Origin of the sequence: Aquimarina gracilis (genome assembly GCF_035285365.1) — a bacterium.
GTDB classification, from domain to species: domain Bacteria; phylum Bacteroidota; class Bacteroidia; order Flavobacteriales; family Flavobacteriaceae; genus Aquimarina; species Aquimarina gracilis.
The window spans coordinates 193758-220272 of sequence record NZ_JAYKLX010000010.1 but is presented as its reverse complement, the minus strand read 5'-3'; the positions used below and the strand labels follow the sequence as shown (position 1 = coordinate 220272).

Sequence of the window (26515 nt, the reverse complement as noted above, 5' to 3'; positions counted from 1 at the left end):
TTATTTAAAATTCTATTATAAAGGTCGTTCCCTGGTCCACTTCACTTTCTACAGAAATGGTACCGTTTAACGATTCAATTTGATTTTTTGTTAAAAATAAGCCTATTCCTACGGCATCTTTATTGTAATGAAATGTTTTGTACATACCAAAGACCTTGTCTTTAAATAATTTCATATCAATTCCTCTTCCATTATCAGTAATCTTTAAGTACTTGTTATTCTCTTCGGTATATGACTTAATTTGAATAATCGGATCTCGGTCTACGTGTTTATACTTTATAGAATTGGTAATTAAATTCAATAGTATACTTTCCATATAGGCGGGTATGTATGCTATTTCTTCCAGTTCTTTAAAATCTACTTCAATTTTTGTCTTGCTCAGGGCTATCATTTGCCCAATTCCGTTTAAAACCACATTAAGGCAGTCTTGAAACCTGATATTCTTTTTCTCCTGATCTTTATTTGTGTGAATGGCTACAATCTCATTAAGATGTTCGATTGTGGTGTTCAAGCTATAGGATATTTGTTTTACTTCATTTACTAATTCTATCTTCTCTTCAGGATTATCGATATCTTCAATTAATTGAACCAATAATGATAAATTACTGGTATGAGATCTTAGATTATGAGATACAATATGTGCAAAATTGAATAACCTGGAGTTTTGTGAAGCTATAATATCCATTGACTTTTGAAGTCGTAATTCTTTTCTTTTAATATCATCTATATCTTGAAAAACCCCTCTTATCCCAATTATTTCTTTGTTTTCATTATAGACTGGTTTTCCAATGGCTCTAACCCAAAAAACCCTTTTATTGGCTGTTACCATTTTAATTTCGGTATTAAAAGGAGTTCCCGCCATCGCACAGTTAAAAAAACAGTCTGCAGCCTGTTGCTGGCAATCCTCGGCATAATAGTTTGCAGAATCTTTTAGAGAAGGTATATAGTCATCTGGATATTCCAGGATTCTTCTTGTTTCAAAATCCCAATAACTTTTTCTTTTCTGAAAATCTACATACCAACTCCCCGTAGCAGTCATTTGGGCAGTTTCTTTATAATAAAAATTATCTTTGGCTATGGTATGGTGCTCTGGTTCGAGCTTTATCTCAAAAAAGAACAATAGATTTATTTCAGATTTGATGTTAACCGGCAACTCATCATTGGTAGCACATCTAAACAGTTTATAGGCTCCTTTTTTGGTAAGAATTTTAATATGCTGCTTGAAGTTTACGCTATTTTTCTTGTAGTTAAGAAAATTATCCCTAAATACCTCTACATCTTCCTGGTGAATTAAATTTTCAAGGAAATAATCTATTGAAGGATCCAATTCCTCTGGCACATATCCAATACTTTCATAAAACTTCTGAGACCATTCTTCTTTGTCTGGATCATTATGTAACTCCCAATACCCAGCATTAAAATCCCGTATAACATTATCAAAAAGCTCGTTCTGAAGCATTCAAGAGAAATTTCAAGTGTTTTTTTCTTACAATATAAGAATTTATCACCTATTTTCTTCTATTCTATCCAACCTGATTGATAGTGCTTTGGTAGAAATCTGAACTTCGATAAAAGATAAAAAAAGTGAAACCATAAGACACAGTAAACTTACTCCAAAAACCAAATTGGCCCAATTTATTTGTTCTACATATAATAAGAACATGGTAATTACACTGGTGAGAAAACTTACAATAGCGATTGCCTGCATGTTTCTAATTAACCATAATCGTTTCCTTAAATTTTTAATCTGTAAACCAATATTTTTTGAAGGTGTCGCAACATACTCGCTATGCAATTGTCTAATTAAAGCGGCTATTGCCAAATATCTGGCATTGTATGCCAACATTGTTAGTGATATTGCTGGAAATAATAAGGCGGGAATCCCCATGGTAAGTGTCATAATTGGCTATTTAATCTTCGAATAATGAATAAAAGATACTATATTTCTTTGTCAACGCATTGTTTGTTGTTTTTATTTTGAGATCATTAGCGAGATTTTGAAGCCTAATTGCTTAAAACAAATAAAAAACCCTTCATAAATCTATGGTTAATAGAATATGAAGGGGTTGCATCAATTGCTAAGGAGTAATCGAGTCTGTGTTTTATTTACTTTTTAAGATCAAAAAATGCTACTATTTCTTCGTAAGACATGTTTTGAAAATCGATTCCTGATCTCGCTACTCCTCCTGGAATAATTATATATCTAAATTCTTCTAGGAAAGGAGCTCCAATATTATTAACTCCATTGGCGCCTTCTACCGCGATATTAAGAATGCCCGGACTAAGTAATCTAAAAAAATAGCTTTCGTTTATCCCTCCATTAAGCGTAAGTGGAATCTGATAAACAGTGCTTCCTTGTCTTCCAAATACCAAAACCACTCCTGTGTCCTTTATTTCTTGCGTGATTTCTGAGTCTTCGATATTAAAGGCATCAAAGCCATCGGTTACTTCTTCATCGAATTCCTGTGCAATCCAATCAGAATACATCACATTTGCCGTTCCGGGATCTCCTTGCTCCCCTTGTTCACCTTGGGGACCCTGTTCACCCTGTGGCCCTTGCTCTCCTTGTGGCCCCTCTGGACCAATAGCTCCATCTTCACCATCAGAGCAGGAAAAGAGAATAACAGATAACATCATTACTGTTATAAGCCTTACTAAATTTGTTATTGCTTTCATTTTTATATAATTTTTAAAAGTTAATAACACAAACCTAATTAGAGTAAAAAATGAGGATATCCGAAAAGTTTGAATTTCAAAGAATCCGGACATATTTAAGGGGGTTTTCCTGTTGCACAGAAATCAAAAAAAGGATCCTCATCACTTTGTTTTTAGGTTAGTTAATGAGAATCCTTAGTAATGAAAAGCAATTGGACAAAAAACCTAATCATCACGTCATTGAAAATAAAACTAAAGGTAATTCTGAATGGAATAGAGGATGTCCGGAAAGTTTGAAATTCAAGAAATTCGGACACATTAAGCAGATACTCTATATTCTTTGGGAGAAATGCCGGTTAACTTCTTAAAAGCACTATAAAATGTAGATTTCGAATTAAAGCCTGCTTCTAATGCGATAGAAATAATGGTATAATGCACAAAACTAGGGTTTCTTAATTTTGATTTTACATCTTCTATTCTGAACCGATTCACATAATCGGCAAAATTATACCCACTAAGTTTATTGACTAATTGGGATAAATAGTTACTGCTAATTTTAAGTTTCCTGGCCATACTTTCTAATCCAAGATTGGGGTCTCTGTACATTTTGGCCTCTTTCATTAAAAAGTCAAGCTCTTTGAAATATATATTGTCTTTGGTAAGAGTACAATACCCTTTGTTGTAGATCTGCTTTAGTTTTTTACTTAATAAATCTGCGATAAGTCTGAAAAGAAATATATGATCCTTACCAAAAAAATCTTTTTTAGAATGTTCAGAATCCAGAACACCTACTACTTTACCGTCTACAAAAATTGGAACCGATAATTCTGACATTCGAGATTCATCATCAACAATATAATTTGCATTGGTAGTCACATCAGAAATACATTGATACTTGCCACTTTGGGCAACCCTACCAACAATCCCATGACCAAGCTTAATTTTGATGGGACTTATCACTTTTTTTTGACCATTATTTTTGTGTCCATAAGCTGCTTTCTGCACCAAAAAAGTTCTTTCTTTATTAATCATATAAATGACACAATCCTCTAGCTTGAGCTGTGCAATGCAATTTTCAAGAATGTCCCAAAGTACCTCATCAAGATTATTTTTTCCGAATAAAGAAGTAGCAAAATACTTAAGCACAGTTATAGTTTCTCTGGTTGCGTAATGTTTAAACATGGTATCTTTAGAGAAAACAAAATCGCGAACCAAAGGGTCAAAACTTACTTTTTTATTTTGATTGTTTTTTGACATGATTGATCTTTTTGTCCAAATCAAATATAGACGCATAACTCCATCAAAAACAAACCAAATTTCTCGAAATTCTCAGAATTTCCAGATTAAAAAATAGACACAAATATTTGATTTTCAATTAATTAATTATAAACCGGATGAGATTATAAAAAACACAGAAAGTAGTATCTTTATAAACAACTAACTAAGCTTACCAACACAAAAATTACCCTTGAAACTTGTACGTACATATTTCCTTTTTTCTTCATTTATTATAAAGAGACTTGTTGTCTTTTTAATATTTGGAACCTACCATATGTATAGTCAAAATTTGGTTGATACCTTTAAAACTCCCGATTCTTTGCAAGAATTAAGTTTTGACGAATTGTATAAAGATTATATCAAAACCTGGCCAGATACTTTAACTTCAAAAACCTATTTGTATTCTTTTCTTAAAAAAGCAAAGCAAGAGAATAATCAAATCAAAATGGCGCAAGCCTATTGCTTGCTATCTTATTATTCTGAAAAAGAATCTGAAAAAATAAAATTGCTTAACCGTTCTATTGAATTAAGTAAGGGGCTTGGCGATAAAACATACCCTGTAGAAGCGTATTCGTTTAAAGGCGGCTATTATATGAAAAAAGGGAATTATTCAAAGGCTCTTGACAGTTACCTTAAGGCATTACCTCTTGCCGAAAAAGTAAACCACATCGAGTATATTTATATCACAAAACACAATATTGGCCTTATCAAAACAGAAATTGGAAAGTATGATGAGGCGCTTCCTCTTTTTAGGGACAATCATATCCGAAATAGTAAGAAGCAACCTATAGACACAACGCGATTTACAAAGTCGTCTATTGCCTTAGGAACATCCTACCGTTATAATAACAAACTAGATTCTGCCTCTACAATTCATCGAAAGGCTATTCAAACCATACTTGGATCTGATTATCATTATAAAAGGTTTTATGCTACAATAATCATTAATGAAGGGATTAATCTATTCTTTAAAAAAGAGTATGAAGTCGCACAAGACAGTATTTTAAAAGGGGTAAAACTTATAGATAAAAACGGAGCAGGAACAGAAGAAAATCAAGCCTTGGCAGCATTTTATTTAGGAAAACTTAAACTTTTAGAAAATGATATCGATGCTGCTCAACAGTATTTCAAGACTGTAGATTCTGTGCTTCAAAAAAAAATGATAACCCCTCTAGAAGTAAGAGAAGGATATGAACACTTGATCAACTTTTATAAAGCCAATGATCAAAAAGAAAAGCAATTAGCATATATCAATAAATTGCTGCGATTTGATAGCATAGTTAATCGTGAAGCTTCTTTTGTAGCGTCCAGGCTGTTTAAAGAATTTGATACGCCTATTTTGCTTAAAGAAAAAGAGAAACTCATTAATGAGCTAAAAGGTGATAATAAAAACCTCAACTTTTTGGTTTTTCTTTTGTTGTTTTTTTCTGGTCTTATAGGTCTATTTTTATACTGGCAATACAAAAAAAGGAGGATATATCAGCAAAAGTTTGAGGAGCTTATGCATCAAAAGAATGCCCCCAAGGTTTCTGAAGAAAAATCTAAGGACGATATAGGTGTGCCCAAAGAAGTTGTTGAACAAATTTTAAATAAGCTTTTATTATTTGAAGAAAAAAAACAATTCCTGAAAAAAAATATAAGCACCACCTCGCTGGCCAAGGATATTAAGACCAATACAAAGTATTTATCCAAAGTTATAAATCACCATAAGCAGAAGAATTTTGCTAACTATATTAATGACTTGAGGATTAATTATGCCGTTGATCGCCTTAAAACTGATAAAGCTTTACAAAACTATACTATACAAGGCATCGCCGAAGAAATGGGATTTAATACGGCCGAGTCTTTTTCGTCTGCCTTTAAAAAAACTACCGGGATAAAAACTTCCTACTTTATTAAAAAATTGAATAGCATAGACCGTTCTTAATTTTATCGAAATTCTGGGAATCCAGACTCATAACACATTAATTTACAAATTGTTATTGTCTTTTTATTCTATCTTTATTGCAGGGAATGAAAAAGTAATTAATTAAATCAACAATCATGAAAAATGTAAAGGGGAAAAAATTAAGCCTTAAAAAGCTTAGCATTGCAACGTTGGATAATATGTCTTTGGTTAAAGGAGGGTTCGTTACAGATCCCAAAAGTAGAGGCCCAGGTTGTACAGGTATCTTTATAAAACTTACCCATAACCAATGTCCTACATATTTGATAGGCTGATCCTTCGGGACCGACGATTATAGGAATATAGTTTTAATAATCTATATAAATTAAAAACCCTTCAGTAAAAAATTGAAGGGTTTTTAATTTTAATTCTCTTTACGTAAATTATTTCACTTCAAACAAAATTTTCTCACTAGACTCTTTATTAGAAATCTTAGCATAATACTGCCCTACGGGTAAATAATATTTTCCGTTTTTCCTTTTTGATACTTCTTCATCTTCATACTCTTTTTCTAATATGTTCTTTCCTTTTTCGGTAATGGTAAGGTCATATTCTATATAGTTAAGACCTTTATCTGCACTTGTTGTAAACTCCTGTAGTGTCTTACCACTTTCTGATGTAATCTGTACAGTATATTCTCCTGCTTGAGTGGTATAAAACTTAATGGTAGATGATGGGGTATAGGCCTCTAACCACTTGCTCCATGAAACTCCCCATCGCTCGGACCATTTAATTACCGGCACTTCAAAAATGTGAAGCGATTTGTTGATGATTTTATCGTCAAGTAGTTGTATCGCTTCTACATTGGTTTTATAAATACTTCTACCGTGCGTACCAAGCAGTAAATCATTTGCTTTTTCCTGCACCACCAAATCATGTACAGCAACATTAGGCAGCTCTTTAGAAAAAGCTTGCCATGTTTTTCCTTTGTCCAAAGAGACATAAGCTCCATTATCGGTTCCCAAATACAATACGTTTTCATTTTGAGGGTCTTCTTTGATAACATTTACTGGAGAAACCGGTAAGTTTTGACCAATACTTTGCCATGACGCTCCATAATTGTCACTTACATATACATAAGGTTTAAAATCATCCCAACGATACCCATTTAAGGTAACGTATACTCTTTCCTTTTTATGAACTGAGGCAATTACTCTGGATACCCATAATTCCTTTGGAAAAGAATCTGAGATTTTGGTCCAACTTCCTCCCGAATTTTTGGTAACATATACCAAACCATCATCGCTACCGGTATAAATCAAACCAAATTGTGATGGTGATTCTGAAATGGTAGTAAGCGTACCATAAGCAACATTACCTTTTTTCCCGCCGGCAGTAAGATCATTTGAAATTGGGGTCCAATCATCACCTTTATTCATAGAACGCATTAATTTATTGCCTCCCAAATACAAGATATCCTGGTTATGAGGTGAAAGCAATATAGGGGTCTGCCAATTGAAGCGATAGGGTGATTCTCCTAATTCATGTTTAGGCTGAATATAGGTTTGTTTGTTTACTGCTCTATTAAGTCTGAAATAGTTTCCAAATTGAAATCCCGTATACACGATATTACTATCTCTATTGTCGATTTGCACCTGCATACCGTCTCCTCCCATAATGCTTTCCCATGGATAATGACCACTTTGGTGCCAGGATACATCTTCTTTATTATTATGAGCTCCTACCCAAACACCGTTATCTTGTAATCCTCCGTAAACATTATAGGGGGTTTCGTTGTCTACATTGATCGCATAGAACTGACCCACATTTGGTTGGTTTGCTTTGATCCAATTCTCTCCATCGTCATAGGTAATATTTACTCCACCATCATTCCCGTTTACAAGGTGCTCTGGGTTTTTGGGATTGATCCACAAGGCATGGTGATCGGCATGTACATTTTCTGCACTAATGCTTTTGAATGTTTTACCACCGTCTTTGGACTTTAAAATTGGTACTCCGCTTATATAAATGTGGTCTTTATCGCTAAGATTTACCTGAATCTGCGCAAAATAATATCCATAGCTATAAAAAATATCATCTAGAAAATCTTCATGTGTTTTTGACCAAGACTTCCCTCCGTCATCACTACGATATACTTCAGCACCAATAACAGGAGTATCAAACAGCATTGAGTTGGCATCTTCTAGATATTTGGCCAGATCGATAGGTTGTACGGTACCGCCTCTTACTAATTGTTTCACATTATCTGCTCTATATTTTTCTTGAAAACCATTGGTTTTTAAAAAACTATTCAATTTTTTGTCCTCAATTTTCAGGAAATCTTCTGCAGACATGGTTTTAAAGTCTTCTTTTGTTAATTTATCTGTGCTTTTTTTAGCATCACTTTTCTTTCTTCTAAACTGATTATCATGTACCGCATATACCGTATTTTCATCAAAAACTGCCAAACCAATTCTTCCTACACCATCTCCTGTCGGGAAACCGCTATTTTCCAATGAAATTTTGCTCCATGTCGTCCCCGCATCTGTACTTTTATAAATACTTGATCCAGTGCCATTTCCCGTAAAGTTCCATGCTTTGCGATCCTTGTCCCAAGCAGCGGCATACATCACGTTAAAATTATTGGGGGCAAAGGCAAGATCTATAATTCCCGTTTGATTATTTATAAAAAGTGTTTTCTTCCAGGTTTTTCCGCCATCTGTTGTTTTATACACCCCTCGTTCATCATTAGGTGAATATAAATGCCCCGTAACACCCACAACAACTTCGTTAGGATTATTAGGATTTATAACAATTCTTCCTATATGATGTGAATCTTGCAATCCAACATTTTCCCAGGTTGTACCTTTGTCTGTCGATTTCAATATCCCTACCCCGGCATACGAAGATCTTGACGAATTGTTTTCTCCTGTACCTACCCAAATTGTTCCATTTTTCCAATCTACCGCAATATCTCCTACATTAATTGTTTGGGCTGTATCCAAAACAGGTTCGAACGTTGTTCCATTATTATTAGTATACCATAAACCACCAGAAGCATATCCAACATAAAATTCTGTAGTATTATCCGGATTAACATCTACATCAACAACACGCCCACTCATAACCGATGGACCAATATTCTTAAAAGGAACATTTTTAACTATTGATGAAACTTCCATTGCCTCTTTTTGTGATAGTCCTTTTAGAATATCATCAGAATTTGTTGCCGGTTGTTGTGCAAAAATGGTTAATGATGTGATAAAGAAAAATAAAGCAAATGTTTGTGTTCTCATTTTGACTGTAATTTAGTGGGCTGAAAGTAGATATTGTTAAAACAATCTCAAAATTTTTAGACATTGTTTAACAATACATCTTGTATGCTTTAGTATTTTTGGAAATCCATAATGACTACGTAATTACGATACCATGAAATACCACCCAATAGACCGCAATCTTTTTATTAAAAACCGAAAGAATTTTACTGCGCAAATGAAGCCAAATAGTATTGCTGTTTTTAATAGTAATGATATTTATCCTATAAGTGCAGATAGTACTATGCCCTTTGAACAGCATCGTGACATCTTCTATTTAAGTGGTGTTGACCAGGAAGAAAGTGTACTGCTTCTTTTTCCTGATGCTCCCAATGAAAAGCATAAAGAGATTTTGCTTTTGAAAGAAACTAGTGAGCTTATTGCCATTTGGGAAGGAGAAAAACTTACCAAAGAGCGAGCTTTTGAAGTATCAGGTATCAAAACCGTGTATTGGCTCGATGAATTGGAAAAGATTTTCTTTGAAGTAATGACCCAATGTGAGACTGTATATGTAAACACAAACGAACATTACAGATCCAACGTAGAAACTGAAACTCGCGAAGACCGTTTTACAAAATGGTGGAAAAATAAATATCCTGCTCATTCTGTAGCGAAAAGTAATCCAATATTACAACGCCTGCGTTCTGTAAAAGATCCTATAGAACTGGATCTTATGCAAGTCGCTTGTAATATAACCGAAAAAGGATTTCGCAGGTTACTAAGCTTTGTAAAACCTGGTGTTTGGGAGTATAATATCGAAGCCGAACTCTTGCACGAATTTATTAATAACCGATCAAAGGGATTTGCCTATACACCAATCATTGCCAGTGGTAATAGTGCCAACGTACTGCATTACATAGAAAACAATCAAGAGTGCAAAGCAGGTGACCTTATCCTCATGGACGTAGCTGCAGAATATGCTAATTACTCCAGTGATTTGTCCAGAACCATCCCTGTTTCAGGTAGATACACAAAGCGCCAAAGAGAAGTATATGACGCAGTGCTAAGAGTAAAAAACGAGGCTACCAAAATGTTGGTTCCTGGAACTATTTGGGCCGATTATCATGTTGAGGTAGGTAAGATTATGACTTCAGAACTGCTTGGTCTCGGGTTACTGAATAAAAGCGATATACAAAATGAAGATCCGGATTGGCCGGCTTATAAAAAATATTTTATGCACGGCACCTCCCACCATATTGGCTTGGACACACACGACTATGGGATTTTAACCGAACCTATGCAAGCAAACATGGTATTTACCGTAGAGCCTGGTATTTATATCCCAGACGAAGGATTTGGAATTCGATTAGAAGATGACGTGGTGATTCAGGAAAAAGGAGAGCCCTTTAATCTTATGGCCAGTATTCCTATTGAAGCAGAAGAGATTGAAGAACTGATGAATCAGTCATAGGCTGAATTATTGTAAAACGTTTTAGACCCGTCAGGTTTTTAAAACCTGACAGGTCTTTTTGTTTTTGAGGAAAAATTTTTCTTATAAACCTTCTAAAAGCAATATCTTTGACTGTACTTTGAAAATAAGTAGAGCCGAGTCAACATGCCAAAGTCCCTTTATCTATTTTTTACAATCTGTTTTAAGACTACTTTGATTTTTTCCCAAGGTCAAACTGACCTTGATCTTTCTTTGTATGATCAAAAAATAGCTTCGCCACAAGATAGTGTTGCCAAATACAAACAATTGCTAAGTAAATCTCATCGTACAGGTGATTTAAAGGCATTTCAAAAATACAGTCATATAATATTTCACATTGCAGAAGCCAACGAATTAAAAGAGGATCAGATCTCAGCCTTAGTATACCTAGCTATTTATCACCAGCAAATAGATCAATATGATCAATCGTTGGAGCGATATCTTGAAGCAGAAAAACTAAGTGAAACTTTACCAGAAAATGCATATTCAAGACTTCTAGTGCAAGTGAACCTTGGAAATCTATATAATCATATTGAGGATTATGAAAAGGTAAAAATTTCTATGACAAAGGTTGTTGAGTTGGCTAAATATCAAGAAAATCCAGATAATTTTATTATTTCGGCATACAACTCCTTAGGAACTGCAAATCTTAATCAAGGCAACTATGCTGAAGCTCTGGAATACATGTTTAAGGTGAAGAGTATTGCCGAAAAAATGAATCGAAATGATAAAATCATCGGAGCATTAATTAATATTTCTGAATGTCAACGTTATTTGGAACAGTATGATCAAGCAATAGAAAATAGCCAAAAAGCATTGGATAGAATTGATGAAAATGAATCTGTCGAACTCGAAGCTTCTGCCAATGTGATCATGGGGGCATCTTATTACTTATTAAATCGCCCAACTAAAGCGCTTCCGAAATTAAAAAAGGCCAGAAATATAGCTACACAAGGTAATTTTTTATATATAAAGATGGAGGCGCATCAATATCTAGCTGAAACCTACGAAGCGTTAGATAGTATAAAAAGCTCTTTAGAAGAACAAAAAGCCTTTACAGATACTCGAGAGAAGTACTTAAAAACACTTTCAAAAGCACAACAACTAAAACTAGAAAAAGAATCTAAGATAAAATCTGATATTATATCTAAACAAAAGGAATCCATACGCTTCCTAAGCAAGGAAAAAAGGGTATCTATTTTTGCAGGAGTACTTTTAATCATTGTATTAATTGCATCCTCATTTGTGTATTATAAAAGACGCCAAAAACTAGCCCAAGAGTCTTTACAATTGCAAGGTGCTAAACTATTATTACAAAATGAAAATGAAGCACTAAAAGATAAGCTGAATGGGTTGGCAAAAAGGATTCAAAAACAGGAATTCTCTGGAGAAGAAGTGAATACAAACCAAACCAAAAAGACTTCAATTACTCCAGAAGATCAACAAAAATATATGGAGCTCATTCTAAACTATATGGAAAAAGAGAAACCATTTTTGGATCATGAGATCAAACAATCAAATATTGCAGATAACTTAAAAATGAGTGTACATCTTTTTTCCGAAGTTTTGAACGTATGTTTTCAAAAGAATTTCAACAACTTTATCAATCTATATCGCGTTGATATGGCAAAAAAAATGATGAAAAATCCAAAATACGAAAACTACAAAATCCTGGCTATTGGATATGAGGCTGGGTTTCCTAGTAAAACATCATTTAACAGAGTATTCAAGAATCTTGTTGGACTTACTCCTTCAGAATTTCAGAAAAAAAATACTTTAACCAGAAATTAAAGCTCCAATTTATAATTTGGTACTTTTTTATCCAGTATTTCTTTTTATTTCCCAAAAAATATTGAAGTATTCTAATAGAATGCATAAATCTAGCATAATGAAAACTCTGAAAATACTATTCATTATACTTCTCATACTTACTATTCTATTTGCGAGTCTATCTTTTTTTACTTTAGATGTTTTTGGTAATGGTGGTAATTCTTCAGGAGGAGATTATCTTGGAGGATTCTGGATACTTGTTATATTTTTTGGTTCTTTTTTGGTTTTTATCGTTGGCTCGATAAGCATAGGCACTATTGTGTTTTTACCCAACTCCTCAAACATAATACGCTTTCTTACTGCGGCATTCTTGTCTACACTTACCGTATATTTCGTATTAGTTTTTACCTTTTTTCCGAACATCTGTTTTTGGTAAGAAAAGTATCTATTACCTAGATATTATTAAATACTATGTATCGAAAAACTACATGTCCCAAATTATAATCTGGCACTTTTATACAATGCTTCTCGCCTACATTTGATCAAAATCATTTCAAATCAATTTTAGAAAACTAAAACCTAGATCTTATAAATTATGAAAAGTAAATTCATTAGATGTTTTTTGATAATCTTGGCAATTACGGCTTTCTCTTGTAGTGGTGAGGACGGTATGGATGGTATCGATGGTGCTGACGGAGTTAATGGTGCTGATGGAGTTGATGGTCCAGATAATGGCCTTGGAATCATAGTGCTTTCGGGGGATATTACCAACAACGAGGCTGCCACAAGTCTCAACGAAAATTTAGGTAAAAACACGCATACGATTTCAATTACCAATACAACAAATCTAACAACTATAGATTTATCAGGAGTATCATCATTGGCAGTTTTAGAGATCAATAGCAACGAAAATCTACAAAACCTCAACCTGCCAGATTTAGAATCTACTTTTGAGAGTGCTCAAATCATTAACAATCCTTTATTAGAAAGTATTGATCTTCCAAATCTTGAAACTGCATTGGGTAGTTTTACAATTAGTAGTAACGAATTATTGGCTTCAATTAACTTACCTAATCTAACCAGTGCACAAAATATTTCTTTTTCTTCGCAACCCTTGTTACAGCGTTTAAGTTTGCCAATGGTTGCTCAAATAGGTGTTTTGTCAATTACAAGTAACGAGAATTTAGCTACGATAGATCTTCCTAACTTAACAGAACTATTGGGGCTTTCTCTTTCTAGTAATGCACTGATTGAAAACATAAGTCTACCTTTATTAGAATCGACCAATATCAAAAACGAAAACTCCTTTACTTTAGGAAATAACCCAAATCTACAAACCGTAGATTTTGGTAATATTAGTGAGGTTGGGAGCATTTCTATTTTTAATAATCCAAGTTTGACTATACTGGACATGAATGCTTTGGTAACAGTTAATTCTACAATTAGAATTAGAAGTAATGTTTCATTGACAAGTACTTCTTTTTCTAATTTGAAAAGTGTTGAGACTATAGATATAAATAGAAATGAAGCATTGATAACTGCCAATTTTGATGAATTAGAAACCATTGGTCGCGTGCTCCAAATTACAGATAATAATGTATTATCAGGTCTTTCTTTCCCTTTACTAACCTCAATTGGAACAGAAAATAGTTTTACTTTCCGAATTTGGAACAACGACCTTATCACAAGTATTTCTTTTCCAAACTTAGAAAACTTAGGAGATAACATTTCCAGAAGTATTGATATTAGATCGAACGGTTTAGAAATCTTAGATTTTAACAAGCTCGGCACGATTTCTTCATTTTCCGTTCGTTCAAATGCTACATTAACTAGTATAAGTCTATCTGCTATTCAAGATTTTACATCACTACGATTTACCAGGATGTCAACAGTGGCAATAGATACTATTGTAGGTAGATTAGTGAGCATCATCCCAGCAATTACAGATACCTCAATTTCATTAATTGGTACAGCTTCGGCACAAGCCTTAACTGATATTGAAACCCTACGAGCTAATGGTAACGAGGTATCTATTACAGATTAACCCCTTAACAAGTACATCAATATTTAAAAAAGTAAAACTAAAGCATTTAATAATGAAATATACATTCCTTAGAATTTTTGTAATAACCATAGTAGTGGCAATGGCTTTTTCTTGTAGTCCCGAAGATGGTGAAAATGGTGTGAATGGAACAGATGGTATCGATGGTACAGATGGTATAAGCGGTGCGGATAATGGATTAGGATATGTTGTGTTCTCTGGAAATATAACCAATGATGAGGCAAGCGCCATTGCTGCTGAAATTAGCGGGAAAAATACGCATACACTACTAATCAAAAATACAACGAACCTAACTACATTGGATTTATCTCAAGTTTCGACGCTAGTACGACTTGAGGTTATCGATAATGACAATCTACAAACATTATCACTACCAAATTTAGAGTTTACTTACGAAGAGGTAATTATAAGTGACAATCAATCCTTAGAGCGTATCGATGCTCCTAGTTTGATAAATACTTTTGGGAGTTTCTCTATCAATTCCAATAGTGTATTGAATACCATAAATTTTGGAAACTTAACTAGAATAAAAACACTCTCAATTCTTGAAAATCCATTACTAGGAAATGTCAATTTACCATCATTAATTGATATAATAAGTAGATTATCGATTTTAAACCTTGAGAATTTAACTTCAATCGGCTTAAACGCTTTGGAGTCTACTAATGTCTTAGAAATACGAGAAAACCCGAAATTAGAAATTATTGATATTCCTAATCTAATCACTCATGGGGCTATAGGAATTTCTGACAATGAAAATCTAGAAACCATCAACCTCCCAGTATTATCAAATAATAATTCAGACCTTCAGAGTATTCGATTTAATAACGATGATCTTGATCTAGAAGGACCTGGTTTGTATATAACGAATAATAGTATCCTTACAACAATTGATATTACAAGTTTAACCAACCCTGGAAATCTAGTTATCAACAATAATGATAATTTAACTATTATCGATACCGGGGCAATTACATCCACTGCTGGTATTTTGTTTCGCTCGAACCCGAGAATTACTTCTATAGCATTTCCAAGTCTTACAAGTTGCACCAATATTATTATCTTAGAAAATGAAGCCTTAACGAACGTAACTTTCCCAAATTTGGAGGAAGGGAATTCTAATATTTACTTTTCAGAAAACAACCTCGTAACCAGTTTGGCTTTCCCAAAACTTATAAGTTCAGACGGAATATTTATTTCTGAAAATGTAGCTCTCGAAAATATTGAGTTTAATCTTTTAAGAAGTAATGAAGGTTCTTTTAACGTTAGCGCTCTTCAAAGTTTACAGACTGCTTCTTTCCCAAGTTTAGAAACCTCTTTATCAAACTTTTCGATTGCCAGCAACGCTGCTCTAACTTCAATATCTTTTCCGATGTTAACCACCATTGGACGTGAAACTCGAGCCAATTTTAATATTTCTAATAACCCGCTGGTCACCAATGTTGATTTCCCGAATTTAAGTACTGTATTTCTGGGACTCACAATCACAGGTAATACTGCTTTAACAGAAATCACATTTCCTTTGTTAACCAACATTGGAAATGAAAGAGGTCCTAGCTTCAGAATTAATGATAATGGTTTAATCTCAAATATTTCATTTCCAAATCTTGAAGTGGTTAATTCTATTAACACTATCGATATTTCTGAAGATATGCTCGAAACGGTGGACTTTGGTACACTTACAACCTTGTCAGAATTAGATATCGATTCGACCGTTTTGTTAACATCGCTTAGCCTTTCTTCAATTCAGGATTTTAGTGCCTTAGATTTGGATAGCACTGGTGGACTATCCACCACGGTTCTCGATGATGTACTAACCCGATTAGTCAGTATTACTCCTGAAATTATGGGAAAAAGAATTGTAATACGAGGTACACTTTCTACTGAGGCCTTAGTCCAAGTAGAAACGTTAAGAGCAAACGGCAACTCGGTAACGATAAGAAATTAATAGTAAGAGTAGCAGTTAAATTCAATTAAAAATAAAAGGAAACAAATGAAACATATAATCTTTAGACTTTTTATGATCACGATAACCATGATAGCTTTTTCATGCAGTGATGGCGAAGATGGTATTGATGGTGCTAATGGTCAGGACGGTACTGATGGTACAAATGGCTTTGATGTTGGATTAGAATACGTAGTATTTGCAGGGGACATTACGGATGAAGAAGCTGCAGAAATTGCCGCAGAGAATTTCGGGAAAAACACTCACTCTATTTTGGTTATTAACACTACAAATCTAACAACCCTGGATCTTACAGAGGTTTCAAAATTGATACGAATAGAAGTACGAGATAATGAAAATCTACAAAGTCTTTCCTTACCCAATTTGGAATCTGTTATTGAGGATATTTCTATCGAGGATAACAACGCTTTGACAATGGTAAACTTTGAAAATTTGGCAACCGCACCATCTATTAAAATTGAAAATAACGCTGCATTAAACTCTGTTAGTTTAAATAATCTTACGAATTCAAACAGATTAGATTTTGAAGAAAATCCTGCGCTTGAGGCGCTTACTCTACCTGCACTTAAAAACACCGGGAGTCTGAATATACAAGAATTAGAAAGTTTAACGACTCTTGATCTATCAAATTTAGAAGTTATTGGAGGTTTATCAATTTCTGAAACTAAACTCTCTGAAATAAACCTGCCTAAACTTGAAACGATAAACGGTTTGTTTGTTCAAACTAATAAGGATTTACAGACGATAAATTTTCCACTACTTGCCAATACCCGAGAAGATGGTGCTAGTGTTACCATCCGAGGTAATGAGACTTTAACTACCGTAAATCTTGGGGCAATAGGCAAGTTTGAGCGTTTCCGAATTGAAAACAATGACAGTCTAACCCTTTTTGAAGCAAACGCTGTCGAGGAGATTACAAATACTTTTACATTACGAAATAACCCTAGATTAACCTCGCTTACATTTCCTGGTTTATTACGTATTTCGTCACTTGATATTTCTGAAAGTAGTTTAACAACTATAAATCTTGGTGCCTTGCAAGAAGCAAGAAGGGTGCGCATTATAGAAAACGAAAACTTAAATACTATTTTGCTTCCAAGTCTAAGCTCTACTGAAAGCATTCAAATTTCAGAAAACCCTGCTTTAACAGGCGTACAATTTGATGGGTTAGAAAACACAAACGCTTCTATTACGATTTCAGAAAACGAAAATTTAAACACTATTAGTTTTTCTAATTTAACAAACTTAAATGCCAACCTTAACATATCAAATAATGATGGGTTAGAAACTATTGCATTCCCAAGGTTAATTTCTCTTGGGGTTTCAGATACTCGAACTAGTTTGACAATTTCAAATAACAGTATGTTAAACAGTATCGATTTTTCAAATCTTGCTACCCTAAATTCAGGAACAACCATTTCAGGAAATAGTACTTTAACATCACTTTCATTTCCATCTTTAACCACAGTAACCGGTAGTGATACGTTTACAGATTTAAGAATAAACAACAATACCACTATAGCTACTATTGCTTTCCCCAGTCTTGAAACGGTTACCAATATTAGACGTATAGAGATTAGTGAAGCACTTCTGGCAGATGTTAACTTTGGAAATCTTGCTACTTTTTCTGAATTAAATGTTGATTCTGAGACCTCCATAACCGCTCTAAACTTATCTTCTGTTCAAGATTTTACAAGTATGCGACTAGGGCTTCGTGGTAGCCTTTCTACTACAGCCATTGATGGAATCCTTACAAGACTTGTAAATATTACCCCTGCCATAACCGGAAAGAGAATTTCGATTAAAGGAGATGCATCTGCCCAAGCACTTGTAGATGCACAAACATTAAGAGATAATGGGAATAATGTGTCACTTTCTAACTAGAATATTTGTAACATCCTAAAAAATATAAACCCTAAAAATTTAAGTCATGTGGATATCGGTTAAAGAACATATCATTGAAGAACGTGAGTTTAATTTGTTAACTCAAAATTGCTCATCTGGTAAAGTGTTACTTCAATTAATACGTAGGGATGTGCAGGCTTCATTTTTCCTTTTTCCTAAAAAAGTAACCGAACTAATCTGTACCGACACGGGTAAGCATATAAAAAAATCTGATTGGACTACTGAGATCAAAGAAACGGCAGAAGAAATGAGAAGAAATCTAAAAGTTCCAACATGGGGTTACTGGAGCTTTGCTACGATTACTTTAACAATTCTTCTGGCTGTTTCTATTGGTTTTTATTCTGAAATTAAAAGTACCGCAGCGTATCAAGATTCTTTTATGGCTAAAAATAGGCAGGAACAGAAAATCATTTTACAACAACTTGGAGAGGGAGATCTAATAGCCACTATGAAAAAAGTTTACCAAATAAAAACCATTAACACTAACTATGTTGTATTAATCGAAAGTGAAAATCCCAGACCCGAAAATTATACAGAAGTGTTAACCAATGAGGCTTATCCTAACACATCATTTACAGATCATCAAATTGAAATACCTAAATCTGTATTTGTTAACGGTATGATTTCAAACACCGATATGATTTTGAATGTTTTGGATAATTGATATAAAAAATTGTTAGTGCAGTATACTATTGTCATTATTTAGCGTCATTCCAAATTTATTTCGGAATCTCATTATGCTCATAAATAATCATTTATGATGAGAACCTGAAATGAGTTCAGGTTAATGATTGCAACTTATGATATATGAATATTCTATTATGAAAAAAAAACTCCTACAAGGTTTTGTTACTTTTGTCGTCATTGTATTTGTCCTATGGTTACAAAAAATATTGGAAATCCAAGAAAATAGTAGAAACGCAACATCGTCTAAAAAAGAAATTATTGCAGAATTGAAGTTAAACTTCATGAGCTTTAAATCCTTTACCAAAGACCTTTCTGATTATGACAAAATGCTTGATAGTATTGTAAGTGATAGAGTAATCAATAGAAAAAAACCTATTGACAGTACTCATTACAAAGATCTTTTCAGAAGTATGTACTTACAAGCTTATTTCTGTAAATGCGACCAATTTACGTTTCAAAATACTGCGTATACTACAGCTCACAAAAAAGGTGTTTTACAATACTTTGATATTGATTTGATTAAGGATTTAGAAAAAGTATATGCCTACCAAAAAAATAATTGTGCTGCCAGAGATGCGTTACTTGACGTATTGCAAAATCAAATTGAATTAATTGAAACACATAGTTATTTAAATTTTTTAGATTTAAATCTACAGTTATCAAGAATTTACCTTCGTGGATATCATACCTACAGTATTGATAATGCATTTGATGATGCCTTTACAGAGTTAGGAACTAGTTTTGAAGAATTAGGCGTCGAGCGTTTTTTGGAAAAACCCGTTAAATCTTTTTGACTAAAATTCACTCAGAAGTATAGAATATTTCATCGCATTCATTCGTTACCAATAAAAACTCTCATTTTTCTTATGCAACGAATGAAAATTACGGCTGGTCATCAACAAACAATGCCTTATCTGGTAGTAGAAAAAGCAGAGGACTTTATTGATTTTATTCGTAAGATCTTTAATGCCCAGGAAATGATCCGCAATTTGGATGTTGATAACCGCATACAACATTCAGAAATCAAAATCGGTGATAGCACCATTTTGCTTGCCGAAGCTTCTGCCAATTACCCTGCACACCCTGGATCGATGTATGTATACGTAAAAGATACTGATCAAACGTATTATGAAGCCATTGATGCTGGTGCAAAGCCCCTTATGGAACCTATGGAAGAAGACCATGGAGCCCGTGGAGCTGGTTTTCGAGATCCATTTGGCAATACCTGGTGGATCGCTACTTTAAATTAATTACAACCCAAATCGTTTTGGGATTGCTCATCATTATTTGGGAAGCAAAAACCAGAGTTTACTGTTTCAGGAACATATCTGTTTAGATCTGGATCACGTAATCCAATTTCGATAAAAGCAGTAATGTCTTCAATTTCTTGATCAGTTAGGTTAATGTTTCCAAATTGCTTCGCCAAATTTTCTGCCGGAACTTCTGTAGATTGAGGCACTCCATTATTTTTATAGGCTACGACCTCTTTTACAGATGTAAATGTTCCTCCGTGACCATAAAACCCGTTGTCTACTATATTGTATAGTGTTGGAGTCTTAAACTTGTAGTTATCCTGTGATTTCTTGGTAAAGCTTCCTCTTCCTTTTTTTACATTATCAAATCCTGCGTCATCAAGAACGATTGCCAGGCCGGAATCATCAAAATCATCCATTCCAAAGGCATGAAAACCTTTATCATTAAGTGCAGGCCCAGTATGGCATTCATAACATTTTCCGTTACCAAAAAAGGCAATTGCTCCTCTTTTTTCATCATCACTCATAGCATCGTTATCTCCCTTTAACCATTCTTGCCAAGGTGATTTATTGGCAAGCAACGTTCTTTCATAAGCAGCAATAGCCAGGGCAGCATTTATCGCGCTGTAACGTTCGCTTTCCTGTACCTCGCCAAAAGCTTCATCAAACATTGCTTTATAACCGTGTATGTTTACAAATTCGGTATCAACCAGTAATCTATGAACTCCTTGTCCTTTTAGGGCTTGTACCTCAACACCTTCAAAACCAAGAAAGTTCTCTTGGATATTTTCCCAACTGGCTTCGGTACCTGCATTGGTTCCTGTACCGCCAAATTGCCCATTCCAAAGCATCACGTCTTGATACGCCACATTTAAAATCGTTGGCGAACGAAGCGGTTGAATGTCTACTGAATCAATAGGAACACTTTGATCGATCAATCTTCCATTTCCGTTTATCCCAAAACCAACTCCACATTCTCCTATTCCTTGGCGCAATCCAGAACTAAATCCAGCATTTGCCTGGTGACAAGATGCGCAAGAATAAGTCCCCTTCATTTCTTCAATCTTTGGATTTCTACCAAGAGCAGTTTCGTGCAGTAATAGTTTCCCTAAATCTACCTTGGTCTTTGTAATTGGGTTTAGAGGATCTTGAGGAATATTAGCATAGTCATCACTATCGGGAAATATAAAATATGTAAGGCCTTTTCCTTCAGAAACATCAGTAAGAAGTGTTTTTAATTCGGTGTCAAGATTAGATTCAATAGGCACATAATTGTCGTCCTTGTTACATGAAATTAAAATAAATGCGATGCTAGCAAGAGTAATTATTTTTTTCATAAGTCACTTATGATTTTATGGGTTTGCTTATAATTTGTGGTTGTTTTCTGGATACGAAAGTACCAAAATCCAACAGAACCAAAAAGGGGAAATCACCCCAAAATCCAACCCTGAAATCACTCTTTTTTAAGATGGAAAAAGATATTCGCAATCACCAATGTTACTAGCGCCGGTAATAACCAGGCCAAGCTATAATTACCAAAAGGAAGAGCGTCTAATACTGGCTGTACTTGTTCCTTCATTCCTATTGAAGCCAAAAAGTCGGGTAGACTGAATATTATAGTAACTACAACAACCGCTTTAAAAACTAGTGGAGCAGTTATTATTTCTGGTAAAACATTAAGAAATATTAAAATAATAGTAATAGGATAGATAAACATTAAGGCAGGAACAGCAACGTCAATAATATAATGTACATCAAATTGACCCATTAACACTCCTAAAACACTTCCGATAATGGCTGTAAACACGTACATTTTTTGAGAATTCCCGAAGATTCCTTTCATGAAATCTGCGGTTCCTGTAATAATTCCTACAGCAGTAGTAAAACAAGCCAAAGCTACTAAAATACTCAACAGAGTCTTCCCGATATTACCCAGCGTTTTTAAACTTATACCCGATAGTAATTCTGTACGGGCAATATCAGCATCAAATTGTTTGTTAAATAAAGCGCCGGTATAAATCATTCCGGCATATATGAGCAGTAAACCGATTCCTGCCACAACTCCAGACTTTATCATTAGACTTTTATTACGTTGCGCATTCTCTTCTCCCTTGATCTTTAATGAAATGATGATCACACCTCCTACTACAACTGCTCCAATGGCATCAAAGGTTTGATATCCTTCTAGTAAGCCACTAATAACAGGCATACTAAAATCAGAAGGGTTAATGTCTGCCTGTGTCGAAAAAATACCGATACAAATAATGCTAAGAATAACGATAAATATGATTGGGCTTAAAAACTTACCCAATAGCCCTAAAATTCTTGATCGATTAAGCACAAAAAGTAGTACCAAAGCAAAATATATACTACTTGTTACCCATGAACTGGTTTCGAAAAAAGGTTGTATTGCCATTTCATGCGTAACCGAAGCGGTTCTGGGAGATGGTAATGCTATAGAAATGGCATATACCAATATGCAATAAATCAAACTAAATGTAGGTGACACTTTTTTGGCAAAATCCTGCATCGTGCCTTGCAATCTGGCGTGAGCAAAAATTCCTAACAAAGGAATAACAACCGCAGAAACCACAAATCCCAGAGTTACCAAGAACCATGCATCTCCTGCCTTAAATCCCAAAAGTGGAGGCAGCATTAGGTTTCCTGCACCAAAAAACATAGAAAATAATGCAAATCCCGCAACGAAAGTTTCTTTATTAAATCTCATTTAGTTAGGTTTATGTGCCTAAAAATATAACTTCAAAATGATTTTAACATATAAAGGGATTAAAATAAATTATCATACCGCTGGACAGGGTCATCCTGTTGTTTTTTTACATGGCTTTTTGGAGAACGCTACTATGTGGAAAGAAATGATTCCTTTTTTTTCTAATAAATACCATTGTATTTCTATCGATCTGTTGGGTCATGGTGAAACGGGGTCACTTGGTTATATTCACACTATGGAAGACATGGCTCTTGCAGTAAAGGCAGCTTTGGATCATCTTGAAATTGCCAAGGCGATTCTTATTGGTCACTCTATGGGAGGATATGTCTCTCTAGCATTAACAGATCTTTTTTCTGACCTGATAACTGGATTAGTACTTCTTAACTCTACTTCATTTCCTGACAATGAAGAACGAAAACTGAATCGCACACGGGCAATCGACATTGTAAAGCAAAATCCGAATGCTTATACGAGTATGGCAATTGCCAACCTTTTTGCAGAAAAAAATCGATTAAAGTATTCTGAAGAAATTATAGCGATCAAAAAAGAGGCTTCAAAAACCAGCTTACAAGGAATAATATCGGCTTTGGAGGGAATGAAAATTAGAAAGGACCGTACTTCGGTTTTATCTTCTTTTACTGGTCCAAAAGTTATCTTCTCTGGAAAAGAAGATCCTGTTTTAACTCATGATCAGAATGTTATAGAATCTAAACAATCCAGCACCAACCTCATAAGTTTTGATGGAGGTCATATGACCTATATCGAAAATAAAGAAAATCTAGTGTTAGCGTTGCAAAAATTTTTGCAAAAATTTTAGTTGCGGTTAAAAAAACAACACAGAGTCAATATAGATGAAATACGCATTTTAAGGACAAAAACCCTTAAAAAAAGGCTTTTTTTGTTAAAAAACAAAAACAAAAGACAACTTTTTCTTACAAATGTGTTGTTAATAACAAAAAAAATATTATTATTGTATTGATAATGAACCTTTAACGCTTTTCTATGAACTAATACCCCAAGAAAATAATGAAAAAATCTACCCCTAACTCCGCATTTTCCTTCTCCAAAATTTACTGCTCTCTTTTTGGTCACAACTACGTACTTAGCAAAAAAGTAACACATCATATTAAAGAGTATTGCTGCACTCATTGCGGTGAAGAAGCTACCACAAACAGCAGAGGTCGATTAGAAGTAATGACTCCTAAGCTTAAAGAAATTAATGATGCTTTAGCTTCTGTGCATGCAAAGAAAATAGCACGACGTAAATCTGGCACTTCTTTTCAGGCTGCTTCGTAAATTATTTTTTTATTGGATTCCACCCTTGAGCTTTAAGCTCTATTTTCTCATTGGCACGGGTTACCAACCCAATTCCACTTTTTTCATCTGTCATATGCCCAATAACGGTTAAGTTAGGATTTGCTTTAATCTTTGGATAATCTTCTTGTTTGATTGTAAACAATAATTCATAATCTTCTCCTCCGTTTAGTGCAGCCGTAGTACTGTTTATCTTGAACTCTTCGCATATAGATATTACAGCAGGATCTAATGGGATTTTTTCTTCATACAAATTCACCCCAACCTTAGATTGCTTACATAAATGTATCACTTCTGAAGATAGCCCATCACTAATATCGATCATACTTGTAGGTTTTACATCAAGTGCTTTAAGTAGTTCTGGAATATCTTTTCTGGCTTCTGGTTTGAGTTGTCTTTCGATAAGATAAGTATACCTGTCTAAATCGGGTTGTGAGTTTGGATTTACTTCAAATACTTGCTTTTCTCTTTCTAATACTTGTAACCCCATGTAGGCAGCACCAAGGTCACCAGTAACTACCAAAAGATCATTGTCTGCAGCTCCACTACGATATACCAAATCCTCTTTATTTGCATATCCGACAGCGGTTACACTAATGATTAAACCAGTAGTTGATGAGGTTGTATCTCCACCTACAACATCAATATTGTATAACTTGGCAGCCGTTTCGATACCCGCATATAATTCTTCCAAAGCTTCCAGGGGAAATCTATTCGATATTGCAATAGAAACGGTTACCTGTGTTGCGATAGCATTCATTGCATAAATATCAGAAAGATTTACGATTACAGCTTTATACCCCAAGTGTTTTAAAGGGACATAAGCGAGATCAAAATGCACTCCTTCAAGTAATAAATCGGTAGAAAGAACACATTTTTTGCCTTTAAAATCCATTACAGCTGCATCATCGCCAATACCAAGATCAGTAGTTTTTTGAGTTATCTTAAAATTCTTAGTTAGATGATTAATCAAACCAAATTCACCTAATTCTGATATAGGTGTTCGCGATGTGTTTTTATCTTCAATCATGCTGCAAAGGTAGGTAACAAAGTCATTTTATTTCATAAAAAAATCCCGAAAAATCGGGATTTAATTCTTTGTAGGTTTTATTATAAGCATTCTCTTACATAGTTTTGTACTTCAGTATCATTGGTAGGTGCTATACCCTCAGTAAAAGAGGTGTCGGATACAATGATTAATTTATAAGTTCCATCAAATCCAGCACTTAGACCCCAATCTCTGGCTATGGCCAGATTATATGTTCCTGTTTCAGAGATAAGGATATTTGCTAGAGACACTTCGCCATCTTGTCCGGTACATCCATAATACGATAATGCGCCTTCGTTAAGAATATTAGGCCCGCCAAATTGCCCAAAATCGGCAGCAAGATCTAGAGATACCACAGAAGAACCGGTTACATTATCTATACTAATCGATATTCTAGAACCCTCTTTAAATTCAAATTGATAGATATCCTCGCAGGTGTGACCTATCTCGCAATCCCATTCCCCTTCTTTTTCAAATAAGGTAACTCCCGTATCTACGGGTGTAGCATCATCATCATTAGAACAACTTACAAAAAATATGATACTTAATACTAATAGAGCTTTTAAAATTTGCGTTTTCATGATTAAAAAAATTTAATGTGTTTTCCTTGTTTACTCTTATATCAACACAAGTATGATTTTGTTACCCCCTTTTTTTATAAAACCTTATTTATCAGTTATTTTCAATTTGCAGAATACTCAAAACAAAAGACACAATCCTATTTTTGTAGAGACGTTTTATAACTAATCCCTATTTTAACATGTGTTATATATATGTTAGGTTTTGTGAATACAATCTACTTATGTAGTATATTTGCAACTCATTTAGAATTAATCTATATTATTACACCCTATGATTAAGGTATCAGACATAGCAAAAAACAAGGTTGTCGAATTGATGAATGAAGATGGGTACAATGCAACTACCGATTATGTACGAGTAGGTGTAAAAAGCGGTGGTTGTTCTGGTTTATCGTATGACTTAAAATTTGATAAAACACAACAAGAAGGAGACAAAGTCTTTGAAGACAATGGTGTAAAAATTATTGTTGACAAGAAAAGTTTCCTATATCTCATTGGTACTACCCTTGAATATTCTGGAGGTTTAAACGGTACCGGTTTTGTTTTTAACAACCCAAACGCAAGCAGAACTTGCGGGTGTGGAGAAAGTTTTTCATTATAAATATACCTGGATTTTAGTAAAAAAGATCCTGAAATAAGT

General features: G+C 34.2%; 23 protein-coding genes. 14 read left to right on the top strand and 9 right to left on the bottom strand.

The window, feature by feature from the left end:
• Positions 1-4: 4 nt before the first annotated feature.
• The 4 genes from U6A24_RS20450 to U6A24_RS20435 all read right to left on the bottom strand — a co-directional run bounded on the left by U6A24_RS20450 (position 5) and on the right by U6A24_RS20435 (position 3912).
• Positions 5-1459, bottom strand: a complete 1455-nt coding sequence (locus U6A24_RS20450; RefSeq protein ID WP_324181877.1) for a PAS domain-containing sensor histidine kinase — start codon at positions 1457-1459, stop codon at positions 5-7.
• Between the two features lie 45 nt (positions 1460-1504).
• Positions 1505-1900, bottom strand: coding sequence for a DUF2721 domain-containing protein (locus U6A24_RS20445; RefSeq protein ID WP_324181876.1), 396 nt, complete (start codon positions 1898-1900; stop codon positions 1505-1507).
• A 206-nt stretch (positions 1901-2106) separates the two neighbouring features.
• Entirely contained in the window at positions 2107-2676 is a 570-nt protein-coding gene (locus U6A24_RS20440) for a hypothetical protein (protein WP_324181875.1), read from the bottom strand.
• A gap of 297 nt (positions 2677-2973) precedes the next feature.
• Positions 2974-3912, bottom strand: a complete 939-nt coding sequence (locus tag U6A24_RS20435) for a helix-turn-helix domain-containing protein (protein WP_324181874.1) — start codon at positions 3910-3912, stop codon at positions 2974-2976.
• A gap of 295 nt (positions 3913-4207) precedes the next feature.
• Here U6A24_RS20435 and U6A24_RS20430 point away from each other — a divergent pair, with 295 nt between their 5' ends.
• Together U6A24_RS20430 and U6A24_RS20425 are read left to right on the top strand one after the other, a co-directional pair.
• Positions 4208-5860, top strand: a complete 1653-nt coding sequence (locus U6A24_RS20430) for a helix-turn-helix domain-containing protein (RefSeq protein WP_324181873.1) — start codon at positions 4208-4210, stop codon at positions 5858-5860.
• Positions 5861-5976: 116 nt separating this feature from the next.
• On the top strand, positions 5977-6153 hold the full coding sequence (locus tag U6A24_RS20425; protein ID WP_324181872.1) for a hypothetical protein: 177 nt from the start codon (positions 5977-5979) through the stop codon (positions 6151-6153).
• Positions 6154-6261: 108 nt separating this feature from the next.
• Here U6A24_RS20425 and U6A24_RS20420 read toward each other — a convergent pair whose 3' ends face one another.
• Positions 6262-9114: a VPS10 domain-containing protein gene (locus U6A24_RS20420; RefSeq protein ID WP_324181871.1), complete on the bottom strand. Its 2853-nt coding sequence runs from the start codon at positions 9112-9114 to the stop codon at positions 6262-6264.
• A gap of 133 nt (positions 9115-9247) precedes the next feature.
• Here U6A24_RS20420 and U6A24_RS20415 point away from each other — a divergent pair, with 133 nt between their 5' ends.
• The 9 genes from U6A24_RS20415 (at position 9248) to U6A24_RS20375 (ending at position 20201) form a co-directional block, all read left to right on the top strand.
• Positions 9248-10543, top strand: a complete 1296-nt coding sequence (locus U6A24_RS20415; protein WP_324181870.1) for an aminopeptidase P family protein — start codon at positions 9248-9250, stop codon at positions 10541-10543.
• 144 nt (positions 10544-10687) lie between these two features.
• Positions 10688-12352, top strand: a complete 1665-nt coding sequence (locus U6A24_RS20410; RefSeq protein ID WP_324181869.1) for a tetratricopeptide repeat protein — start codon at positions 10688-10690, stop codon at positions 12350-12352.
• A 97-nt stretch (positions 12353-12449) separates the two neighbouring features.
• Positions 12450-12767: a hypothetical protein gene (locus tag U6A24_RS20405; protein WP_324181868.1), complete on the top strand. Its 318-nt coding sequence runs from the start codon at positions 12450-12452 to the stop codon at positions 12765-12767.
• Between the two features lie 159 nt (positions 12768-12926).
• Entirely contained in the window at positions 12927-14375 is a 1449-nt protein-coding gene (locus tag U6A24_RS20400) for a hypothetical protein (protein ID WP_324181867.1), read from the top strand.
• 52 nt (positions 14376-14427) lie between these two features.
• Positions 14428-16341 (top strand): hypothetical protein, encoded by a 1914-nt coding sequence (locus U6A24_RS20395; protein ID WP_324181866.1) that lies wholly within the window; start codon positions 14428-14430, stop codon positions 16339-16341.
• A gap of 45 nt (positions 16342-16386) precedes the next feature.
• The gene (locus U6A24_RS20390; protein ID WP_324181865.1) at positions 16387-18243 is read left to right on the top strand and encodes a hypothetical protein; all 1857 of its coding nucleotides are present in this window, start codon (positions 16387-16389) and stop codon (positions 18241-18243) included.
• Positions 18244-18289: 46 nt separating this feature from the next.
• Positions 18290-18928 carry a hypothetical protein gene (locus tag U6A24_RS20385; RefSeq protein ID WP_324181864.1) on the top strand — a complete coding sequence of 213 codons (639 nt, stop codon included), beginning with the start codon at positions 18290-18292 and terminating at the stop codon, positions 18926-18928.
• Between the two features lie 157 nt (positions 18929-19085).
• Positions 19086-19745 (top strand): hypothetical protein, encoded by a 660-nt coding sequence (locus U6A24_RS20380; RefSeq protein WP_324181863.1) that lies wholly within the window; start codon positions 19086-19088, stop codon positions 19743-19745.
• Positions 19746-19817: 72 nt separating this feature from the next.
• Positions 19818-20201 carry a VOC family protein gene (locus U6A24_RS20375; protein ID WP_324181862.1) on the top strand — a complete coding sequence of 128 codons (384 nt, stop codon included), beginning with the start codon at positions 19818-19820 and terminating at the stop codon, positions 20199-20201.
• On the opposite strand, the gene U6A24_RS20370 is transcribed toward U6A24_RS20375, so the two are convergent.
• Both U6A24_RS20370 and brnQ read right to left on the bottom strand, forming a co-directional pair.
• Complete coding sequence (locus U6A24_RS20370; RefSeq protein WP_324181861.1) at positions 20198-21541, bottom strand: cytochrome-c peroxidase; 1344 nt, start codon at positions 21539-21541, stop codon at positions 20198-20200. The genes U6A24_RS20375 and U6A24_RS20370 overlap by 4 nt on opposite strands.
• Before the next feature lie 116 nt (positions 21542-21657).
• Positions 21658-22932: a branched-chain amino acid transport system II carrier protein gene (gene brnQ / locus U6A24_RS20365; protein WP_324181860.1), complete on the bottom strand. Its 1275-nt coding sequence runs from the start codon at positions 22930-22932 to the stop codon at positions 21658-21660.
• A 37-nt stretch (positions 22933-22969) separates the two neighbouring features.
• Between brnQ and U6A24_RS20360 the strand changes: the two genes are divergently transcribed.
• Together U6A24_RS20360 and U6A24_RS20355 are read left to right on the top strand one after the other, a co-directional pair.
• Positions 22970-23749, top strand: coding sequence for an alpha/beta fold hydrolase (locus U6A24_RS20360; protein WP_324181859.1), 780 nt, complete (start codon positions 22970-22972; stop codon positions 23747-23749).
• A gap of 209 nt (positions 23750-23958) precedes the next feature.
• Positions 23959-24228 (top strand): hypothetical protein, encoded by a 270-nt coding sequence (locus U6A24_RS20355; RefSeq protein ID WP_324181858.1) that lies wholly within the window; start codon positions 23959-23961, stop codon positions 24226-24228.
• 1 nt (position 24229) lies between these two features.
• Here U6A24_RS20355 and thiL read toward each other — a convergent pair whose 3' ends face one another.
• On the bottom strand, positions 24230-25276 hold the full coding sequence (gene thiL / locus U6A24_RS20350) for a thiamine-phosphate kinase (protein WP_324181857.1): 1047 nt from the start codon (positions 25274-25276) through the stop codon (positions 24230-24232).
• Between the two features lie 80 nt (positions 25277-25356).
• Positions 25357-25875: a PPC domain-containing protein gene (locus U6A24_RS20345; RefSeq protein ID WP_324181856.1), complete on the bottom strand. Its 519-nt coding sequence runs from the start codon at positions 25873-25875 to the stop codon at positions 25357-25359.
• A gap of 271 nt (positions 25876-26146) precedes the next feature.
• Between U6A24_RS20345 and U6A24_RS20340 the strand changes: the two genes are divergently transcribed.
• Positions 26147-26476 carry a HesB/IscA family protein gene (locus U6A24_RS20340; RefSeq protein ID WP_324181855.1) on the top strand — a complete coding sequence of 110 codons (330 nt, stop codon included), beginning with the start codon at positions 26147-26149 and terminating at the stop codon, positions 26474-26476.
• Positions 26477-26515: the final 39 nt, after the last annotated feature.

Bases quoted from the DNA above. Each gene is read 5' to 3' on its own strand.
- U6A24_RS20450 (WP_324181877.1), bottom strand. From the start codon at position 1,459: ATGCTTCAGAACGAGCTTTTTGATAATGTTATACGGGATTTTAATGCT.
- U6A24_RS20445 (WP_324181876.1), bottom strand. From the start codon at position 1,900: ATGACACTTACCATGGGGATTCCCGCCTTATTATTTCCAGCAATATCA.
- U6A24_RS20440 (WP_324181875.1), bottom strand. From the start codon at position 2,676: ATGAAAGCAATAACAAATTTAGTAAGGCTTATAACAGTAATGATGTTA.
- U6A24_RS20435 (WP_324181874.1), bottom strand. From the start codon at position 3,912: ATGTCAAAAAACAATCAAAATAAAAAAGTAAGTTTTGACCCTTTGGTT.
- U6A24_RS20430 (WP_324181873.1), top strand. From the start codon at position 4,208: ATGTATAGTCAAAATTTGGTTGATACCTTTAAAACTCCCGATTCTTTG.
- U6A24_RS20425 (WP_324181872.1), top strand. From the start codon at position 5,977: ATGAAAAATGTAAAGGGGAAAAAATTAAGCCTTAAAAAGCTTAGCATT.
- U6A24_RS20420 (WP_324181871.1), bottom strand. From the start codon at position 9,114: ATGAGAACACAAACATTTGCTTTATTTTTCTTTATCACATCATTAACC.
- U6A24_RS20415 (WP_324181870.1), top strand. From the start codon at position 9,248: ATGAAATACCACCCAATAGACCGCAATCTTTTTATTAAAAACCGAAAG.
- U6A24_RS20410 (WP_324181869.1), top strand. From the start codon at position 10,688: ATGCCAAAGTCCCTTTATCTATTTTTTACAATCTGTTTTAAGACTACT.
- U6A24_RS20405 (WP_324181868.1), top strand. From the start codon at position 12,450: ATGAAAACTCTGAAAATACTATTCATTATACTTCTCATACTTACTATT.
- U6A24_RS20400 (WP_324181867.1), top strand. From the start codon at position 12,927: ATGAAAAGTAAATTCATTAGATGTTTTTTGATAATCTTGGCAATTACG.
- U6A24_RS20395 (WP_324181866.1), top strand. From the start codon at position 14,428: ATGAAATATACATTCCTTAGAATTTTTGTAATAACCATAGTAGTGGCA.
- U6A24_RS20390 (WP_324181865.1), top strand. From the start codon at position 16,387: ATGAAACATATAATCTTTAGACTTTTTATGATCACGATAACCATGATA.
- U6A24_RS20385 (WP_324181864.1), top strand. From the start codon at position 18,290: ATGTGGATATCGGTTAAAGAACATATCATTGAAGAACGTGAGTTTAAT.
- U6A24_RS20380 (WP_324181863.1), top strand. From the start codon at position 19,086: ATGAAAAAAAAACTCCTACAAGGTTTTGTTACTTTTGTCGTCATTGTA.
- U6A24_RS20375 (WP_324181862.1), top strand. From the start codon at position 19,818: ATGCAACGAATGAAAATTACGGCTGGTCATCAACAAACAATGCCTTAT.
- U6A24_RS20370 (WP_324181861.1), bottom strand. From the start codon at position 21,541: ATGAAAAAAATAATTACTCTTGCTAGCATCGCATTTATTTTAATTTCA.
- brnQ (WP_324181860.1), bottom strand. From the start codon at position 22,932: ATGAGATTTAATAAAGAAACTTTCGTTGCGGGATTTGCATTATTTTCT.
- U6A24_RS20360 (WP_324181859.1), top strand. From the start codon at position 22,970: ATGATTTTAACATATAAAGGGATTAAAATAAATTATCATACCGCTGGA.
- U6A24_RS20355 (WP_324181858.1), top strand. From the start codon at position 23,959: ATGAAAAAATCTACCCCTAACTCCGCATTTTCCTTCTCCAAAATTTAC.
- thiL (WP_324181857.1), bottom strand. From the start codon at position 25,276: ATGATTGAAGATAAAAACACATCGCGAACACCTATATCAGAATTAGGT.
- U6A24_RS20345 (WP_324181856.1), bottom strand. From the start codon at position 25,875: ATGAAAACGCAAATTTTAAAAGCTCTATTAGTATTAAGTATCATATTT.
- U6A24_RS20340 (WP_324181855.1), top strand. From the start codon at position 26,147: ATGATTAAGGTATCAGACATAGCAAAAAACAAGGTTGTCGAATTGATG.